21 protein-coding genes are annotated in these 18809 nt (G+C 35.6%); 8 read left to right on the top strand and 13 right to left on the bottom strand.

Going from position 1 to position 18809, the window contains the following annotated elements; genetic code table 11:
- Window positions 1-176 precede the first annotated feature (176 nt).
- The 4 genes from BU038_RS09200 to BU038_RS09185 all read right to left on the bottom strand — a co-directional run bounded on the left by BU038_RS09200 (window position 177) and on the right by BU038_RS09185 (window position 3971).
- Window positions 177-1298: a M23 family metallopeptidase gene (locus BU038_RS09200; protein WP_428843597.1), complete on the bottom strand. Its 1122-nt coding sequence runs from the start codon at window positions 1296-1298 to the stop codon at window positions 177-179.
- 373 nt (window positions 1299-1671) lie between these two features.
- The gene (locus tag BU038_RS09195) at window positions 1672-2013 is read right to left on the bottom strand and encodes a hypothetical protein (protein WP_107605778.1); all 342 of its coding nucleotides are present in this window, start codon (window positions 2011-2013) and stop codon (window positions 1672-1674) included.
- 14 nt (window positions 2014-2027) lie between these two features.
- On the bottom strand, window positions 2028-2834 hold the full coding sequence (locus BU038_RS09190; protein WP_107605777.1) for a metallophosphoesterase: 807 nt from the start codon (window positions 2832-2834) through the stop codon (window positions 2028-2030).
- A gap of 114 nt (window positions 2835-2948) precedes the next feature.
- Window positions 2949-3971 (bottom strand): zinc-binding dehydrogenase, encoded by a 1023-nt coding sequence (locus tag BU038_RS09185; protein ID WP_107605776.1) that lies wholly within the window; start codon window positions 3969-3971, stop codon window positions 2949-2951.
- Between the two features lie 154 nt (window positions 3972-4125).
- On the opposite strand from BU038_RS09185, the gene BU038_RS09180 reads away from it, so the two are divergent.
- On the top strand, window positions 4126-4668 hold the full coding sequence (locus BU038_RS09180) for a TetR/AcrR family transcriptional regulator (protein ID WP_107605775.1): 543 nt from the start codon (window positions 4126-4128) through the stop codon (window positions 4666-4668).
- 229 nt (window positions 4669-4897) lie between these two features.
- Entirely contained in the window at window positions 4898-5131 is a 234-nt protein-coding gene (locus BU038_RS09175; RefSeq protein WP_107605774.1) for a hypothetical protein, read from the top strand.
- A gap of 100 nt (window positions 5132-5231) precedes the next feature.
- Here BU038_RS09175 and BU038_RS09170 read toward each other — a convergent pair whose 3' ends face one another.
- Both BU038_RS09170 and BU038_RS09165 read right to left on the bottom strand, forming a co-directional pair.
- Complete coding sequence (locus BU038_RS09170; RefSeq protein WP_107605773.1) at window positions 5232-6431, bottom strand: helix-turn-helix domain-containing protein; 1200 nt, start codon at window positions 6429-6431, stop codon at window positions 5232-5234.
- Window positions 6432-6697: 266 nt separating this feature from the next.
- Window positions 6698-7318, bottom strand: a complete 621-nt coding sequence (locus tag BU038_RS09165) for a nitroreductase family protein (protein ID WP_107605772.1) — start codon at window positions 7316-7318, stop codon at window positions 6698-6700.
- A 71-nt stretch (window positions 7319-7389) separates the two neighbouring features.
- Between BU038_RS09165 and BU038_RS09160 the strand changes: the two genes are divergently transcribed.
- Window positions 7390-7740, top strand: coding sequence for a MerR family transcriptional regulator (locus tag BU038_RS09160; protein WP_107605771.1), 351 nt, complete (start codon window positions 7390-7392; stop codon window positions 7738-7740).
- A gap of 125 nt (window positions 7741-7865) precedes the next feature.
- Here the strand turns inward: BU038_RS09160 and BU038_RS09155 are convergent, their stop codons facing one another.
- Both BU038_RS09155 and BU038_RS09150 read right to left on the bottom strand, forming a co-directional pair.
- Entirely contained in the window at window positions 7866-8177 is a 312-nt protein-coding gene (locus BU038_RS09155) for a TM2 domain-containing protein (protein ID WP_107605770.1), read from the bottom strand.
- A gap of 183 nt (window positions 8178-8360) precedes the next feature.
- Window positions 8361-9221: a hypothetical protein gene (locus tag BU038_RS09150; protein WP_107605769.1), complete on the bottom strand. Its 861-nt coding sequence runs from the start codon at window positions 9219-9221 to the stop codon at window positions 8361-8363.
- A gap of 215 nt (window positions 9222-9436) precedes the next feature.
- Here BU038_RS09150 and hypR point away from each other — a divergent pair, with 215 nt between their 5' ends.
- Window positions 9437-9856, top strand: coding sequence for a redox-sensitive transcriptional regulator HypR (gene hypR / locus BU038_RS09145; protein ID WP_107605768.1), 420 nt, complete (start codon window positions 9437-9439; stop codon window positions 9854-9856).
- Window positions 9857-9875: 19 nt separating this feature from the next.
- Window positions 9876-11201, top strand: a complete 1326-nt coding sequence (merA, locus tag BU038_RS09140) for a hypothiocyanous acid reductase MerA (protein ID WP_107605767.1) — start codon at window positions 9876-9878, stop codon at window positions 11199-11201.
- 93 nt (window positions 11202-11294) lie between these two features.
- On the opposite strand, the gene BU038_RS09135 is transcribed toward merA, so the two are convergent.
- Window positions 11295-12821: a sodium:solute symporter gene (locus BU038_RS09135; protein WP_107605766.1), complete on the bottom strand. Its 1527-nt coding sequence runs from the start codon at window positions 12819-12821 to the stop codon at window positions 11295-11297.
- 31 nt (window positions 12822-12852) lie between these two features.
- A complete protein-coding gene (locus BU038_RS09130; protein ID WP_002480218.1) occupies window positions 12853-13734 on the bottom strand; it encodes an N-acetylneuraminate lyase in 882 nt (293 codons plus the stop codon).
- Between the two features lie 247 nt (window positions 13735-13981).
- On the opposite strand from BU038_RS09130, the gene BU038_RS09125 reads away from it, so the two are divergent.
- The gene (locus tag BU038_RS09125) at window positions 13982-14848 is read left to right on the top strand and encodes an ROK family protein (protein ID WP_107605765.1); all 867 of its coding nucleotides are present in this window, start codon (window positions 13982-13984) and stop codon (window positions 14846-14848) included.
- Window positions 14849-14944: 96 nt separating this feature from the next.
- Here BU038_RS09125 and BU038_RS09120 read toward each other — a convergent pair whose 3' ends face one another.
- The gene (locus BU038_RS09120; RefSeq protein ID WP_107605764.1) at window positions 14945-15754 is read right to left on the bottom strand and encodes a MurR/RpiR family transcriptional regulator; all 810 of its coding nucleotides are present in this window, start codon (window positions 15752-15754) and stop codon (window positions 14945-14947) included.
- Window positions 15755-15926: 172 nt separating this feature from the next.
- Here BU038_RS09120 and BU038_RS09115 point away from each other — a divergent pair, with 172 nt between their 5' ends.
- Together BU038_RS09115 and BU038_RS09110 are read left to right on the top strand one after the other, a co-directional pair.
- Window positions 15927-16595 (top strand): N-acetylmannosamine-6-phosphate 2-epimerase, encoded by a 669-nt coding sequence (locus BU038_RS09115; protein ID WP_107605763.1) that lies wholly within the window; start codon window positions 15927-15929, stop codon window positions 16593-16595.
- 23 nt (window positions 16596-16618) lie between these two features.
- Window positions 16619-17350 (top strand): glucosamine-6-phosphate deaminase, encoded by a 732-nt coding sequence (locus tag BU038_RS09110; RefSeq protein WP_107605762.1) that lies wholly within the window; start codon window positions 16619-16621, stop codon window positions 17348-17350.
- Between the two features lie 69 nt (window positions 17351-17419).
- On the opposite strand, the gene BU038_RS09105 is transcribed toward BU038_RS09110, so the two are convergent.
- Both BU038_RS09105 and BU038_RS12430 read right to left on the bottom strand, forming a co-directional pair.
- Window positions 17420-18370: a CorA family divalent cation transporter gene (locus tag BU038_RS09105; protein ID WP_107605761.1), complete on the bottom strand. Its 951-nt coding sequence runs from the start codon at window positions 18368-18370 to the stop codon at window positions 17420-17422.
- A gap of 97 nt (window positions 18371-18467) precedes the next feature.
- Window positions 18468-18809: hypothetical protein (locus BU038_RS12430; protein WP_158262795.1), on the bottom strand; the 342-nt coding region annotated here is incomplete at its 5' end.

Here is an 18809-nt window from a genome sequence, read left to right as displayed (position 1 = left end):
TATTCTCTAATTATACGTGAGGGCTTTATTTTTTTGAAATAATATGAGTATTTTATATAAAAAGCCGAGGAAAATCATTAAAGATTCTCCTCGGCTTTTATTTGAGACTGGATTTATGTCCCAGCCCCGAAAAGGTTGTAAAATATGATTAATGATATCGAACTATAGGTTGATAATTATGCTCTGCTGTTGATGTAGCTGTCTGGGTTAACACTGTATTGGTTACCTACGCCACCTTGCATGCGTTGGAAGTGTAAGTGTGGTGCAGTTGAGTTACCAGTGCTACCTGATAGACCGATTTGGTCACCAGCACTAACATCTTGTCCTTGTTGAACATTTAAGCTGTTCATGTGCATATACCATTGATAGTTGTTGCTGTTTTTCTCTTGGATTGTAACTTGGTTACCGCCACCATAGTTACTCCAGCCAGCTTGTGTTACTGTACCGTCTGTTAATGAGTAAACTGGTGTGTTTTCAGGCATACCATAGTCTACACCATAGTGAGCGCCGCCACCGTGATATTGACCATATGGTTGGATCTTAGGATGTTTAGTTAACCAACCTGCATCTTGTGCTGTTGCACCATCTGCTTGGTTAGTAGGTGCAGTTGCTTGGTCAGAACCTTCTGTTGAACCGCCACCTTGTGGTGCTTGTGTAGCTTGAGTTGAACCGTTGCTTTGTTGTGCTTGTGATGTTTGTGGTGCTGGTGCTTGTGTAGCTTGAACATTTTGTGCTGCGCCTGCATCAGATGTAGCGTTTTGTGCAGGTGCATATGTTGTATTATCTTGTGATTGGTTATATGTGTTTTCGTATTGTGCGTTTGATGTATTGTTGTTATATGTTGCATTGTTTTCTGAAGCTTTGTTTGGATTATTTGCGATATCTTCTGATGATGGTGCTTCATTTACGTCATAACCATTTGCTTGAACATCTGAGTTTGATGCACTTGCTGAATAGTTATTGTCATCGTATTGGTAGCTAGGGTTTAATAAACTTTGTGGGAAATAGAAATAGTGTGTTGCCCCTGCTTCATCTACGATAGTGAATTGATATTCTTTATTATCAAACATTGATTGGTCCCAATTGCCATCCAATGTGTGGTGGTAATTACCTTGTGTATCTTTCGTGAAGTATGATCCATATGAATAACCTTTAGTCTGATCTGCTGTTTGTTGCGCTTGTTGTGTTTGTTGCGGTGCAACTTGGTTATTTTCAGCTGCGTCAGCGTGGTGGCTGATAAATCCTACTGAAGAAACTCCCAAACCTACAATAGTAGCTGTTACTAATTTATTCATCATGTAAACTCCCGTCCTTAAAAATTTTATTGTTTCGTTAATACGTTTTTCGTTTTTCTCTCAATCAAAATTACAAGACTAAAGGTAACACGGGAAGTACACTAAATAAAGGCGTATAATTGTTTTGTAAACAAATGTATTTTGCATGTAATATAGTTACTGAAATATTACTACCTTGTAAGTACTGTGAAGACAGGGTTAAAAGGACTTTATCCTTCTCGTTTGTCATCACTTTATTACTGTATTGAAATGTTTGAAACCCTTGATTTCCGGATATTTTAATAATGATTCTTGTGCGCAAAACCCTTATAATCTCTGGATTTGCCTTACATTTTTAATTTCGAATCCGCTTCTCACATCTTCTCCAATACACGAGCTACATAGTCTTATCATTCTCTTTACTTTGTTGATAATATCGAAATATATAATACAAACCAGCTAAAAAGAATAGGAAAAGTACGCCATTACCTATAACTTTCGTAATAATAAAGGTCATTAATATAAAGGAAAGAAACGCTAAGGTAATAGAAATAATTAAAACTATCCATCTTGTACTATCATTATTTTCTCTTTCAGAAAATACACGACTTAAATGCCTCGTATAAAAACCTATCATGTTTACATACAACTTCAGCATCGCACCAACCGCTACAATAAAATACGTTCCAAACACAATGATTTTTAAAATGTTCCATATGAAACTTAATAGTTCACTCATAATAATAATCTCCTTTATATCTCTATCACCTTTAAAGCGTGACGCATTTCTTTATCAATATCTTTCGTGCGCCATTCTCTGAAGTAACCTAATGAAACACAACTATAATGGATATTATCCTTTGTGATACTTCCTCTGAAATGAACATGGCCCATCAAGCTATAACGTATAGGATAGTCTTGATATAAACGCATAAAGTCAGAAGTTCCGATAAATGCATTGAAGTAATCGAAAATACGATGCGGCATCGGCACTTTAAAACTAGGATCCGTCACAACATGTGTAATCAGAATAATATTTCTATCTTGAACCTTTTTCATATCCGCTTCTGCCAGTTCCGCTGCTTTACGAGACACTTCTCTATCTGGCATGCCCCAATCAACATGAACTTTATCTTGCCACGTTGCACCTTTAAAGCGTCTGCGTTCTAAATAATCCAGGCTATATTTAGGATTTGCGTAACTATAGTCATACCAGCCACTATTTCCAACAATTGCCCATTCATCATTAATAATGTAAGGATTGCCCATCAATTGTTCAGGCTTACTCATAAAGAAATCATGAATCACTTGTGTAGATGTATCATCTGTGGACCAATAATCATGATTACCAGGAATAAAGCGTACATCTATTCCTGTTAACATTTCCATTTGTTGAATAAAGACATACGATTGTTGATGATCGTTTGAAATATCTCCCGCAATCACTAATAAATCTAATTGTGCTTCTTTAACAAGCTGTGCTAAATGTTCTGTATATTGTGCTTCAGTATAATCAGAAGGGCGATCGATATGTAAATCTGAAATGACTCCTATTTTCATTTGTTTAATCCTTCCTCTTTATTGAACGTTTATGTATTATTCTAGCTTAATTAAAAAGGAGCACAAGCATTACATGCTCATCCTCCTTTGAACTTACTCTTATATAGTAGAAACTTAGTCTAACGCATTGAGTTGGATTAAGATTTTCTCTTGAGATTTATCATGAATCAATTTTTCAAAGCCGTCTTCTTTAATACGATCTAGCGTGATTTTGCTAGTAATGATAGGTTCTGATGCTAATTCACCAGAAGCTAATTCGTTCATAACTTGATCGTAAGTGTCATTACCATAGCCAACTGACCCCATAATATTTACACCCGTAAACAATAGATTTTGCGGTACATTAAATTCTATACTTTGCGTATGGAAGCTTACAATCATGACTGTACCTCTGACACGTGTGGATTGAATAGATTGTGTAAATGTATCTGCGACACCGGCTGCTTCTACACTGACATCTGCACCTTCGGGATACATTTTTCTAATAGCCTCTACAGGATTTGATTTTGTGGAATCAATCGTTGTGTCCGCACCCATTTCTTCAGCAATTTTCAAACGTTCTTCAGCAATATCAATTGCGATTACTTGTTTTGCGCCTTGTGCTTTTGCGGCTGCAATTGAAAATAGACCGATTGGACCAGCACCGTAAACAGTTACAATATCATCTTCTTTAATTTCAGCATCTTTAACAGCTTGATACGCAACAGCTGCTGGTTCTACTAATGCCGCACGTTCTAATGATAAATCTGCTGGTACTTTGAAGACAGAGTTCTGTGGAATAATAGTATATTCAGCAAATCCTCCATCAATCTGCGCACCCACAGCATCTAAAGTAACAAAGCGTTCATATAATGCAGTATCTTGATCTTTGAACATCATCGGATAAATACAAACACGGTCGCCTTTTTTTAAGTCTGTGACGTTTGAACCCACTTCTTCTACTACACCTGAAAATTCATGTCCAAGCACAGTTCCTCGTTCCATCGGCACTGAGTCAGGATGTAAATAAGCATGCAAGTCTGAGCCACAAATACCTGCCCAAGCTACTTTCACTTTGACATCATCACTGTTCATTTCTTTTAATTGTTTCTCTTCAACTCTAATATCTTTTTCGCCATACCAAACGGCTGCCTTCATTATGAATTCCTCCCTTTTTCTTTTGAAATTACGTTATAATGAAAACTTGTAATCTCAACTATAAACATCATAGATAAAGGAATGAATTCTTAAGCAGAACTTTATATGAAAGTTCTGCACACTTATATACATTTTGTGCAGAAAGAGGATAAATATGGATAAAAGAACAAAATATACAATAGAACAAATTAAATCTACTTTATTAGACCTCTTAGATACACATCCCTTTGAAACAATCACTGTCACGATGATTTGTGAACGAACAAGTATTGGCAGACGTACATTCTACAACCATTTTTCGGATAAATTTGAAGTAATAGATGAAATTATGAATGACTATACCCAAGCAATGCGTCAGGCCGCTTCAGAAAGCACGCCTGAAAACTTCAAACAAGGCATACTGAATGGTTTTAACTTTATTCATGAAAATAAAGTTGTTTTTATAAAACTCTATAAAAGTCCACTCTCTAATCTGTTTCTTACACGTGTAGGTTCCGTCATTACTGAATTGATAGAACCTAAACTAAACAATGCATACTTACAAATGCACAACATCTCAGTTCAAACTATCTTAGTGTTCTTAACAAGTGCAATTTTAGGTATCATCATTGAATCAGCTGCAAGTCATGATGAGCATTACGCGGCTAAAGTTGAAGAAATTTCTACACTAGTCAAACCTTATTTTAAAACTACTTAGTGCGTACAGTATTTTCTTTAATCTAAAGCAAAATACCATACCACAATATAAATCATTTACTTTCAAAGCAAGAACAATATAATTACATGAGAAACTTTAAATGAAAAGGTTGTTTTCGAAATAAATATAATAAAAGTGGGTATCAGTACAATGGAGAGATTGTGCAAACAGGCCTCTTCCGCTAAGCCCTATTTATCCATACTTAGATTAATCAAGAAAGGGTGATATAGTGGAACAATTTGAAACTTCTGAAAGTACAGTAGATCTTGAGGATATTAATTTCGCTTGGGATCAACTTATTACTGACGAAGACGAATTGGTGGAGGCTGGCTATCCTCAAGGTCTGCTCGAAGAGTGGATAGAGGATGGTGTTATCAAGCCCTTCTCTCCCAGAGGCAATAAAAGGCATTTTTATTCAAAAGATGTCTCCGTTGCAACTGTTCATCATGTCTTACAAACATAACATGATGGGAAGCAAGGGATCGACCAAAGGTTGATCCGCTTCCTTTTATATAGATAATACATAATAAAAAACTGCCAGTATTTACACTGACAGCTCCTTCTTATTTAGAGCGATAATTGGATATATCTATGAAGTCATTCATCAAGCTTTCTTTTTGTTCTTCTCTTTCTTTCTCTATATATTTATCAAATAATTTGTAATCGATATTAGCAATCTCTTTTAAAAATTCTGGTTCTACTTGTAAATTATCCAACAACTTTTGTGGTGTAATAACTTTCTTTTTAAATAGCAAATCTAACAAACTATTCATTTTCACTGGATGCGTAAGTTTAATTTCATCGTCTAAAGGTTCCATCACTTTGTAATTCTTCTTATAAATTGAACTCCAAAAATAACGATATTGCGAACTCGTAATTAAATCTAAATAATAGGCACGCATTCCCATTGCTTGAATAGATACATACCATTTTTCTTTTAATACTTTAAAGTAATCTGGATTAGATTTTTTGGATAACTTTCCAAAATCTTCTTTAAAATCTTGTTCTGGCAATAAAAATTCTGAAGCAAAAATATTAGCCTCATTTTCTATTTCTTTATGTTCTTCGTGCGTTAATAAGTCAAATTGAATATGCTTATGCAAGAGTAAGTGTCCCAATTCATGAGCAATATCAAAATTTCTTCTTACTGCAACACCTTTATTACTACCCAAAATAATATAAGGAACGCCTGCTTCCGACCAAAAACTAAAGGCATCTGCATCTTTATCTATACTTTTCTCATATATAATAACCCCTGCTTTTTCTAAAGTAAAAAGCAATTCCTGATTATATTTATCTTTTAAAAGTAATTCTCGAGCCTTTTGAGCAACACGTTTAATTATCACTCTGTTATTAACATCTTGTTTAGTAATTTTCTCTACCTCATCTACCACATCTATAATATACATATAAGGCGACTTAATGAATGAAAATAGATAATCTGTAAGGTTTGTAAGATAAATCGCTTGATAAAATTGTTTGTTTAAATGTTTAGTTGACACATACTGATTACTTGCTTTAAATGCAATTGCATGTTTATCTACACTTTCTTTATGAAATTCTTCTTTTGGTTCAGTTAAAAAATATGAGGTTTTAACATTAAATTCTCTAGATAGATCATAAATTTTATTGATTTCAGGCATCATATTTTTAACTTCATATTGCCAAACTGCCTGTTCACTAATTTGAATACTTTCAGCTAAATTTTTTCTGCTAAGCCCCTTTAGCAATCTAATATTTTCTAAGTTTTTACCTATAAACATTTTTTCACCTTTTCTTAATCAGAAGACCCTTCATCCTCATCATCAGTTTCAAAAATATGTAGAGTATATGCTCATAGTTTTTGAGCAATATTATCAAATCACTTTATTTTAACCAAGTTTTTCTGCAAAATCAAAGAATTTTATAAAGTGCAAGAGTCTTTTTTGGTACATCTTTAAATAACTAGCCAATACTCGATCCGCTTCCTTTTATATAGATAATACATAATAAAAAAACTGCCAGTATTTACACTGACAGCTCCTTCTTATTATTGAAACTCAACAAATTTTTCAGTTGGCATTCTGAATGAATCACGTGGTGCTTTAGCTTGTTTACCGATTGCGATAATCATAACGGGTACATAACGTTCTAATGGATAGCCTAAGACTTCACCAATTTTGTCCGCTTCAAATCCACCAATCGGATTCGTATCATAACCATGTTGTTTCGCGATTAACATTAATTGCATAGCCATTAAACTGCTATCAATTTTTACAATGTCACTCATTTGTTCACGTGTTAAACTTTTATAGCCATTCTTTGCGAGTGGTAAGATTTGATCTCTCACTTCTTGTGGCATCATACCTTTTTCAACTGCACTATCATAGATATATTCTGCATTCTCATAGCATTGCAAGTCACCAAAGATAACGAGCATCGCAGAGGATGTGTCGTTTTGATTCGTATTGAATTGAACAAGTGGTCTTAATTTTGCTTTAGCTTCATCACTTTCAACCACAGCAACCCTCCATGGCTGCATATTAACGGAAGAAGGTGCTGTCGCAGCTTTTTCCAACATCTCATTCATTTCTTCTTTTGGGATTTTAAACTCCGGATCAAATCCTTTTACAGATTTTCTGCCATTTAGAATATCAGCAAAATTCTCCATACTTTCACCTCATATATATTTTCTATACAATAGACTACAGGTTAAACTATGGTTTAAGGGAAGTGATTTGTTTGAAAAAGTATTCTATTCAAGAAGTCTCTGAGATGAAACATATCTCTAAGAGTAAATTACGTTATTATGAAAAGCATGGTTTATTGATGAACATTGAACGAAATGCAAATAATCAACGTATATATTCTGAAACAGACATAGAAATCATCAGCTTAATTCAATGCTTAAGCCTGCTCAATATGCCGCTCAAGAGAATTAAGTATCACATTGAACAACTTAACGAAAACAAAGCCCAAATTTCAGATGTTTTAGAAGCACACCTTAAAGTACTTAAAGCAGAAAAAGATATTATCGAAATGCGCATTGACGTCATTGAAGAGAGGTTGCACCGCACTAAAAGCACGATTTAGTTATTCAAGTATGAAATCTTTCTTCAAGCATACTTACATAGAAATACCCCCTCACTTTATCATGTGTAAGGGGGTATTCGTCTATTGACTCTATTTTCATTCTTTTTATGTAGCTGTCATATAAATTATGAATGGCTACCTTGCATTAATTGTACTTCATTCTCTGCTTCTCTTCTGACTCTTGTTCTGTCCGCTTCAACCCAACCTGGTATTAAGAATGCATCCACTATCACCCAAATCAGCGTTGGAATACCAAATGTAAACCAAGCTGTTAATAACGTTAATGCAATCATTCCAATAGCTGATCCCGTTTTACCAAAATAAAAACGGTGTCCTCCCAAGCTTCCAAAGAAGAACCATAATACATAAGCAATCATAGGTTGTTTCGCTTTGTTTGCGACTTGTGATTCAATGAAACTTTTCTCTTGTAAATTCATTAATCTTCCACCTTCCTGTATACTTCAATCAATCCTAATAAAAACATAATATATCTTACTATACACATCTAGGTGGTCATTTATTGTCCATTAACGCAAACTTTTTTGTTTTTTAATAAATTCATTTAAAATTTCCATCTATATAAACTTTCTTGTTTACAGTTTACTTACCTTTATTTTTGTTTACTCATAGCAACTTTTGATTTGATTAATACGCTCAATAAAACTATCAATGTATTTTTGAGGTTCTAAAATACGTGCTAAAGGTGCCATTTGATAGGCAATATAATATGCGTCTAATTCCGTACAAGCAACTTTCACTATAATTTTTCCATCCTGTGTACGGTCTAATACTTCGACTATCTTATATTGTTGGCGGAACAACGCCATTTTCGACTCATCAATTTCGACCGTTACGAGTTCTTTACTTTTCACTTCATCAAAAACATGGTCAGAGACTTTAAAATTTTTGATGTGACGTACACGTTCAGTATAAACTGTTTTATCATACTCATACGTAAACCAGTAGTCATAATGCATATACATTGTAGATAAAGGTTTCACTTCAATATTTCGACCATTCATTTTCATCCATACTAAGTATTTTTGACTGATTGCTTTTTCGATTAGCATGAGCGTTTCACCTGGGAATGTTTCATCTCGATTATTAAAATGATCCAACATTTCACTTAAAACTTTTCTATCTTCAATACGCATGCCCTGTATTTCTCTTCTAAATAAGTTATACACATCTACATGCAAGATAGGTGTTAAGCTTTTGATTTTAACCATCAATCCCAGTAATGCTAGGCCACTTAAACTGTTAGAATGTGTAACTAATTCATAGCCGCCCTTTTTATGTACAATTTCAGTATTTCTATTATTCCAATATTCACTTTCATAGAAAAAATCATTAATCGTTCTAATATCTCTTTGAATTGATTTCGTACTCACATTCCCAAAATCAGAGAGATCTGATTTTCTAACTGTTTCCCCATTCAACAAACGTGTGAAGATATTCAATACTCTTGTTGATTTATCCATGTTTACCATCTCCTACAGTTCAATATACAGTTATAAGTGGACAATCAATGTCCATTACGCAATCTTCTATGTTATTTATCAAATAACTCACTTTATTATTATGAATAATTACCTGTCTTACCCCATCAATAAACCATTATGAGCAAAACTGTTTATTTTTCTCTCGAAATAGTGTTAAATGTAATTATAATAGTTACAATAAGAAGGTGAACACAGTGAACTTAGAATTTAATATTGCGGTGCATGTGCTGACTTTCTTAACCAAGCATGCAGATGAACGATTCTCAAGCAAAGCTTTGTCTGAGTTAGTTTGTATTAACCCAGTACAATTACGGCGTGTGACAGGAAAGTTAGTGGAACAAGGCTATATCGATACTGTTCGTGGTAAGTACGGCGGCTATCAGGCAAATGATAAAACAGCCAAAGCGGATTTAGCAGATTTGTTTCAATTATTTACTGCTGAACGCACACAAGGTCGTCTTTTTACAGGAAATTCTGCCAGTCATTGTGAGATTTCTCGAAAAATCGGGAATACTATGGCTAAACATCATGCGATGGAACACGAACTGCTGATGCAGTATTATCGTGGTTTCACTATTGAAGAAGTTTTACGTGAAACATTAACAGCAATTTAAGAATTTGGAGGAAGATTTCATGACACATTATGATTTAGTGATTATTGGATTTGGTAAAGCAGGTAAAACTTTAGCTAAGTTTGCGGCAAATGAAGGCAAGAAAGTCGCAATGGTAGAGAAAGACCAGAAAATGTATGGCGGTACATGTATCAACGTCGGTTGTATTCCGTCTAAAACATTAATACACGACAGTTTAGAAGGTAGCTCTTTTGCGAGTGCATTTGATCGTAAACGCGAAGTCGTGAACGCATTAAATAACAAAAACTATCATATGTTGGCAGATACACCAGGGATTGATGTGATTAATGCCACAGCACAATTTAAATCTAATAAAGAAATCGTATTATTAGATGAAGCAGGCCAAGAATTAGATGTCTTAACTGCTGAAGACATTTTAATCAATACAGGCTCTACACCCGTTATCCCAAACATAGCAGGTATTGAAGATTCAAAACATCTTTATGATTCTGCAGGTATTATGGACTTACCATTCAAACCTGAACACTTAGTGATTGTCGGTGCAGGTTATATCGCATTAGAATTCGCATCACTTTTCGCACGTTTCGGTGTTAAAGTGACAATGTTTGTACATCACGATACGTTATTACCAAAAGAAGACCGTGAAATTGTTGAACTTATTGAAGAAGATTTAATTCAAGACGGTGTAAACATTGTTTACAATGTTGAAACACAACGCTTTGAAGATCAAGCACGCAGTACAATTGTGCATACTTCACAAGGTGAATTCGAAGCAGATGCTGTGTTACTTGCGACAGGCCGTCATCCAAATACCTCAGACCTTGGTTTAGACCAAACAGATATCGAAGTCGGCAAACATGGTGAAGTGATAGTTAACGAACACCTACAAACAGCTGTACCTAATATTTATGCAGCAGGTGATGTTACTGGCGGCTTACAATTCACATACATTTCACTCGATGACTTCAGAATTATTAAAGATAGTATCTTTGGTGAAGGTAAACGTACGACAGAAAATCGCGGCGTGGTACCATATTCTATGTTCATTAACCCACCATTCTCTCGTGTCGGCATGACCAAAGATGAAGCAGAAGCTGCAGGCTATGAAGTCCATGAAACAAAACTTGCGGTTAAAAACATTCCACGGCATAAAGTAAATAATGATCCACGCGGTATGTTAAAAGCAGTGATAGATGCAAAATCAGGCTTAGTACTCGGTGCAACATTGTATTGTCGTAATTCTGAAGAAATTATCAACCTTGTTAAACTAGCAATTGATCAACAAATCCCGGCAGAAGTATTAGCCAACAATATCTATACACATCCTACAATGGCTGAAGCCTTTAATAATATCTTTCAAGTTTAAGTTATAATAAAAGAAAGTGATGCATACATTGCGTACTCATCACTTTTTTATGTTTATATAAGGTTGTTTGTTTATCTATCTGATTGTTTCAGCTTATTGTCTTGTTTTAGAAATATACGTAGATGGTTTATCTTTATCGTAAATTGTTAAACCTGTAATGTCTTTCGTATATTTAGCAGGTACGAACAGACTCACAATGTATCCGAATAAGAATGCGATGAAGAATGAAATAATTGATACATAGAATGGTGAGTTCGCGCCACCGATACCTTTTAATAGGTAAGCGACAATAACCCCTGTGAATAATCCGACTAAGACACCGAATGTATTCGCACGTTTTGTGAAAATACCAACCGCAAAGATACCTGCTAAAGGTACACCGAATAATCCAGTAACTAATAAGAATAAATCCCATAAGTTGTTAGAATCCGCTGCGATTAAGTAAATCGCAATACCATAGCTTAATAAACCTGCGATGATGATTGTCCAACGTGCAAAGCGAACGTTGCCTTTATCTGTACCTTTACTGAAGAAACGATCTTTAATATCTTCAGAAATACACGCAGAAATCGAGTTCAAACTTGAAGAAATCGTTGATTGCGCTGCCGCAAAGATCGCTGCGATTAATAATCCCCCTACAAATGGCGGCATTTGAGTCAAGATAAAGAATGGTACCACTGAAGACGTGTTGAAATCTTGTGGTAACGCTGCTTCGTGCTCATAGAATGAATACATCATTGTACCCATACCATAGAAAATCGGCGCTGAGATTAACGCTAAGATACCGTTAATCCATAATGATTTTTTCGTTTCATCAATAGAGTCTGATGCTTGGTAACGTTGTACTACATCTTGACTGGCTGTATATTGATGTAAGTTGTTAAAGATGTTTCCTAAGAAGATGATCGGCAAGGCTGCCGCTGTTGTATTCAACTTCCAGTTATCGACACTCAATAACTTTTTCTCAGCTAATGCATCATGAAGGATTGTGCCGAAACCGCCTTTGATTTCCATCGCACCAATCACGATAATCATGAGGGCACCGCCTAAAAGGATTACACCTTGGATAAAGTCACTCCATACCACCCCTTCGAAACCGCCGAGGAAAGTATAAAGAATACATAAAATCCCTACTAAACTTGCGACTAAATAAGGATTAATATCTGTAACGGCTGTAATCGCAAGTGTTGGTAAGTAAATTACGATTGCGATACGACCTAAGTGGAACACTACGAAAAGTAATGAACCGAGAACACGGACACTTGGTCCGAAACGTGCTTCAAGATATTCGTAAGCTGACGTTACGCGAAGCTTCTTGAAGAACGGTACGTAGAATGCGATTAAAGCTGGGATAATTGCGACAATCGCGATGTTCCCTGCGATATACGACCAGTCAGTTAAAAATGCTTTTTCTGGTGTAGACATAAATGTAATCGCACTTAATGTCGTTGCATAGATTGAGAAACCGATGGCCCACGAAGGAAGGCGTCCACTGGCTGTAAAGAAACTATCTGTGCTTTGACCTGCGCGCTTAGTAAAGTACGCTCCAATTATTAACATGACTACTAGATAGGTAATGACTGCTACCCAGTTCCATGTGCCAAAACCCACTTGTTGCATAAACAACACCCCTTAACGTATTATGTCGGTATTACAAGTTGTATTTATCAATAAGATTATTTAACGCTTCTCTGTTTGATTCATTGAAAGGCGCAAATGGACGTTTCGGCACACCGCCGTCGATACCGCGTGATTTTAAGATCTCTTTAAGGGTTGGGTATAAGCCCATGCTTAAAACGCCTTCAATAATGTCATTTGTATCATGTTGAATTTGGTAAGCTTCATCAATTTTGCCTTCTTTAGCTAAATCGAAGATTTGACGTGCACGCACACCGTTCACATTATAAGTAGAACCGATGGCACCATCCACGCCTGAAATCGCAGCTTGAACTAACATTTCATCAAAGCCTGATAAAATCAGTTTGTCTGGATATGCTTTTCTGATACGTTCTAATAAGAAGAAGTTTGGTGCAGTGTATTTCACACCTACAATTTTCTCGTGATTGAACAACTCACCGAATTGTTCGATACTGATGTTGACACCTGTTAAATCAGGAATCGCATAAATAATCATATTATTTTGAGTTGCTTCGATTAAATCGAAGTAATATTGTTTAATCTCTTCGAATGAGAAAGGATAGTAGAAAGGTGTTACTGCTGAAATGGCATCATAACCAAGTTCAGTCGCGTATTTACCTAATTCAATCGCTTCATTTAAATCTAATGAGCCTACTTGTGCGATTAATTTCACATCATCGCCGACTGCTTCCTTCGCAAGTCTGAAGATTTGTTTTTTCTGTTCTGTGTTGATTAAGAAGTTTTCACCAGAGCTGCCATTAACATATAAACCGTCTAATTTTTCATGTTCAATCGCATTTCTCGCAATTTGTTTGAGGCCTTCTTCTTTCACTTGTCCTTGTTCATCAAATGGAACAAGTAACGCAGCATATAAGCCTTTTAATTTTTCTTCCATATCTAACATCCTCCAAGTTAAGTATTAATAGCACAATGGCTATCCTAAACATCCAACAATGTCCCTTGTTTATACTATATTTACACTTCCAATTGTAAACGCTATCATATCCCTACACAACTGGTTTTGAAAGATTGTAACAAAATATGGACAAAATAATGAAAATAATTTTCAAAATTGGATTTACACTTCCTAGTTGAAGTATGCTCTATATATAATGAAGTGGAAGCAGAGGAGGAATCATCTTATGAACCAGATCGCAATAGATATCGGAGGCACAAACATCAAAGCAGCCCTCATCAATGAAAAACAAGAAATTACAGATTATAAGAAAATCTCAACACCTGATAACGTGACGACACTGATTATCGATGAAGTCTATCAGTTAGCACACGAACTCATCACAAAACATAACTTGGATAAACCCCATATCGGCATTTCCAGCGCAGGTGTTGTGGATTCAGAATTAGGAGAAATTGTTTATACTGGTCCAACTATTAAAAATTTCGACGGTACGAACTTCCGTCGTTCACTTAAAGATCTTGCATCTACTATGACCGTACACAACGATGTGGATTCAGCCCTACTTGGAGAGTTAGCACTGAATGATTACGAAGAAGATAATATTTTCTGCTTAACTTTAGGTACAGGCATCGGCGGGGCATTTTATAATCAACAACTAGGTGTTTATGGCGGTGCACGTCATCGCGCGAATGAAATCGGCTATTTATTATATCGTGACACTGATCAGAAAACATTTGAACAACGTGCTTCAACGTCAGCACTCAAAGCTTTGATGCAGGAACGAAATTTTGAATATGGTACAGATGTGCCGAAGTTATTTGAACTCGCACAATCAAATGACAAACATGCACAAGCTATCTTGGAGGAATGGGCCACTTATGTCGCAGAAGGTATTGCGCAAATTCAAATCATTTATGATCCAGGTTTGATTTTAATCGGCGGCGGTATTTCATCTCAAGGTGAAAATCTTATCCGATATATTGAACCTAAAATCAATCAATTCTTGCCGCCAAACTATGGTCACGCACCTATCCAAACAACGAAAACTGAAAATCACGCAGCGTTATTCGGCGCAATTACCGAAGGTTAAAGAAAAACCGCGCACTATCTCTAGAGGTCTCAAAACCCTTGATAGTACGCGGTTTATTTAGTGTTCCGTATGTCTTACTGCAGACAACCGTTAGCCTTACTTATCTTCGTCTTTCTCTAATATTGTACGACGTGTACGTTGGTAAAGCTGGTTCATATAGTCATTGTTTAATAATAAGTAACAGATAATATCCATCAAGAATGTCGTCGCAGTTTGTGTGTTAATAAAACGTGCATCATTGACATTCGACTTCGCAGAAGTGATTAAAACTAAATCTGCATGTTTCGTAATCAGACTGCCTTTATAATTTGTGACCACAGCCACAAAGGCACCTTGTTCATGTGCGATTTTAGCCGCATCAGCGAGTTCTTGTGTTTCACCACTATTAGAAATACCGACAAACATATCTTGTGAAGATAACAATGAAGCTGAGATTTTCATTTGATGCGCATCTGTTGAAACATTACCTCGAATGCCCATACGCATCGTGCGGTAATAAAACTCACTCGCAGTTAAACCAGAACTGCCGAGTCCTGCATAGCTGACTTGTCGACTGGTCTTTAAGTAATGCGCAAATCGTTTGATTTTCTCTTCTGAGATAAACTCTCCCGTTTGTTGAATAATATTTTGATGATAACGATGTATCAATTGAACTAAAGGTGCATTCTCCACAACTTTCTCTGATTTTTCATGTTGTAAATTGAATTTCATATCTTGGAAATTATGGTATTCCAATTTATTACTGAATCTAGTGATGGTAGCCGGTGAAGTACCTATCGCATGTGCTAAAGAATTAATCGTTGAGAAACGATCATCTAATTCATTGGTCCGGATAAACTCAATAATCTTCTTATCCATTTTAGTAAGTAAATGGCGGCTACGTTGAACACGATTTTCAAACTTCATGCCTCTTCACTCCCCTTAAGGTATTACATTTACTCTATTATATATGAAAATCTTTTTCAAATGATAGTAAAGAATTGAATAAAAATTTCATCATGTTATGATATGAGTAAATTAACCGACAACCTTTGAACTACTATATTTACAAATTTACATTATTTTGGAGTGTGTGCTTATGTTACCACAAGGTTTAATCGTTTCTTGTCAGGCTTTGCCTGATGAACCGTTACATTCATCATTTATTATGTCGAAAATGGCACTAGCTGCGTACCAAGCCGGTGCAGTCGGTATTCGCGCAAACAGTAAAGAAGATATCATCGCAATTAAAGAAGAAGTACCGTTACCTGTTATCGGTATCGTTAAAAGAGATTATCCAGGTTCAAAAGTATATATTACTGCGACTTCTAAAGAAGTCGATGAACTGATTGAAAGTAAATGTGAAGTCATCGCGTTAGATGCGACAAAACAAGAACGTCCGAAAGAAACGTTGGAAGAACTTGTCGCTTATATTCGTGAAAAAGCACCAAACGTTGAAATCATGGCTGATATCTCAACAATTGAGGAAGCAGAACATGCGGATGAGCTTGGCTTTGATTACGTAGGTACAACATTACGCGGATATACAGACTACACACAAGGTCATATCCTATATGAAAATAACTTCGCATTCTTAAGAGAAGTCTTAGATAAAGTGAATGCGAAAGTCATCGCTGAAGGTAATGTGATTACACCAGAAATGTATAAAGCAGTCAGTGATTTAGGTGTACACTGTACGGTTGTCGGCGGTGCGATTACACGTCCGAAACAAATTACAGAACGTTTTATTAACGCCGTAAAAGAATAGTCATACTACTTGGAGGATTAGAAATGCAACTCTACAACTTAAGAAATAAACAACTTGCCAGTCAATATGTCGCAATCGAATTCTTGAAACAAATCAAAGCACGCCCTGATGCTGTCTTAGGACTAGCTACAGGCTCGACGATGACAGATTTGTATACACAGCTGTCAGATTTACTAAACGCGAATCACGTCAATGTCAGTGGTGTCAGAACGTTCAACTTAGACGAATACGTCGGTGCAGGTCCAAAAGATCTGCATAGCTATTATGCATACATGCATCAACGTTTCTTTAATCAAAATGAACAATGGAATGAAGATAATATCTATATTCCGAGCGGTGTAGCTGAAGACTTAGATCAAGAAGCAAAACATTACGAAGATGCGCTTAAAGCTGTCGGCCAACCGGACATCCAAATTTTAGGTATCGGTGAAAATGGTCATATCGGTTTTAACGAACCTGGTACGCCTTTCGATAGCCAAACAAGAGTCGTAGACCTTACACCTTCTACAATGCATGCGAACAGTGTTCATTTCAAACACTCAGAAGATGTACCGAAACAAGCACTATCTATGGGTCTTTCTTCTATCATGCGCGCAAAACGTATTATTTTACTAGCCTTCGGAGATAAGAAAATCGATGCGATACAACGACTTGTCAACGGTGAAACAACTGAAGATTTACCTGCGTCTATCCTTCACAACCACGATAATGTGGAAATCATTGTAGATGACGTCATTTATCAAGCTATCAAATAAAGACTAAAACTATTATCAATATTAAAATGCCTTTGAGGACAATATGATGTCTTCAAAGGCATTTTATAGTTAGAACCACTTTTTCTTTTTAAAGATTAACAACAATACCACTACGATAACGATTGAAAAAGCGATAAAAATAAAGTAGTTGTACTGACCATGCAGCTCTGGCATGTTTGTGAAATTCATGCCATACCAACCAGCCAAGAAGGATAACGGGAAGAAGATAGATGAAATAATCGTCAGTACATTAATTACTGAATTAATACGGCTTGAGTGATAAGACTGATTATTGTCTTTAATATCATCCGTCAATGCTTCACAAGACTGCAATGTCGCATTTTGATGTTTCAAATGATTATAGATTTGATGATACAAACGTGCTTTATCTTGATTGCTGTCATAAATGTCTAAAGTCTGAATCGCATTGACCATTTGTTCCATAGGCAGTAATATCCGCTTCAACTTAATAATCTCAGACCGTATTTCATACACTTGTTTCATAAATGCACGTCGCTGCTTGCGATCCTCTTCTTCATATTGAAACGAAAACACCTGATCTTCAATCGTATTTACATAAGGGTAGTAAGACTCCACAATCCCATTCAATAACTTCAATGCGATTAATCCAGCATCTCGTTTTACTTTGTTTGTTTTAACAGCATCAAATAACTGTGTCACCGTTTGAAGTTCAGCCTCATGAACCGTAATCACATGATTACCGTCTATCGTAATCCCTAGTGGTTCGGCTTCAAAGTCCTTTCCATCTATCGCATGCATCAATAAATGTTCAACATCATTTTGATTATCATGATAGAGATTCGGACGTCTTAACGTATATATAGAAGCTGTTATCTCTTGAATATTCAATTCAAATGCGGTTGCGAGAAAATGCGTTTCTTCTTTCGTCGGCTGGATACAGTCATACCAAGTAAACACACTTTCTTTTGGCACTTCTTCAACTTTATCCGTCGCAATAACTTCATGATCTGGTGTCGCATATATACAACGTATCGCCATAGTGTACGCTCCTTTCTCTTTCTTATTTTGTATTTTAATTACCCTAATGAAAAAGGTTAATCAATAATAATAGAGAAAAGATGAGAGTTTAAATTTCCTATTCACTTTTCATTATATTTTCAATTTCTTCTCTTTTTTCATCATTCAATTCTGATAGACGTTCGCTAAATTTATCTTCGAATATTTGATTATATGCAATATTAGATAAGTTCAAATATTTCGTTGTAATAGTGTGGTTTTCAGTAAATTTAGTAGTACTCCCTGTCAACTTATTTATAACAAATTGGTAAAACTCACTATTATTCAACTCAAAAATCTCTTCAAGTTTTTCATCAATGTTTATATCACTCTTTACATTGTTATAGTGTCCTGTATATAGCTTATAAATATAAATAGGAACATTTAAATCAAAAACACTTTTAAAATGATTATTTTGAAT

This window comes from Staphylococcus simulans (genome assembly GCF_003043455.1).
Classification (GTDB): Bacteria; Bacillota; Bacilli; order Staphylococcales; family Staphylococcaceae; genus Staphylococcus; species Staphylococcus simulans_A.
This window is presented reverse-complemented; position numbering and strand designations above follow the sequence as displayed.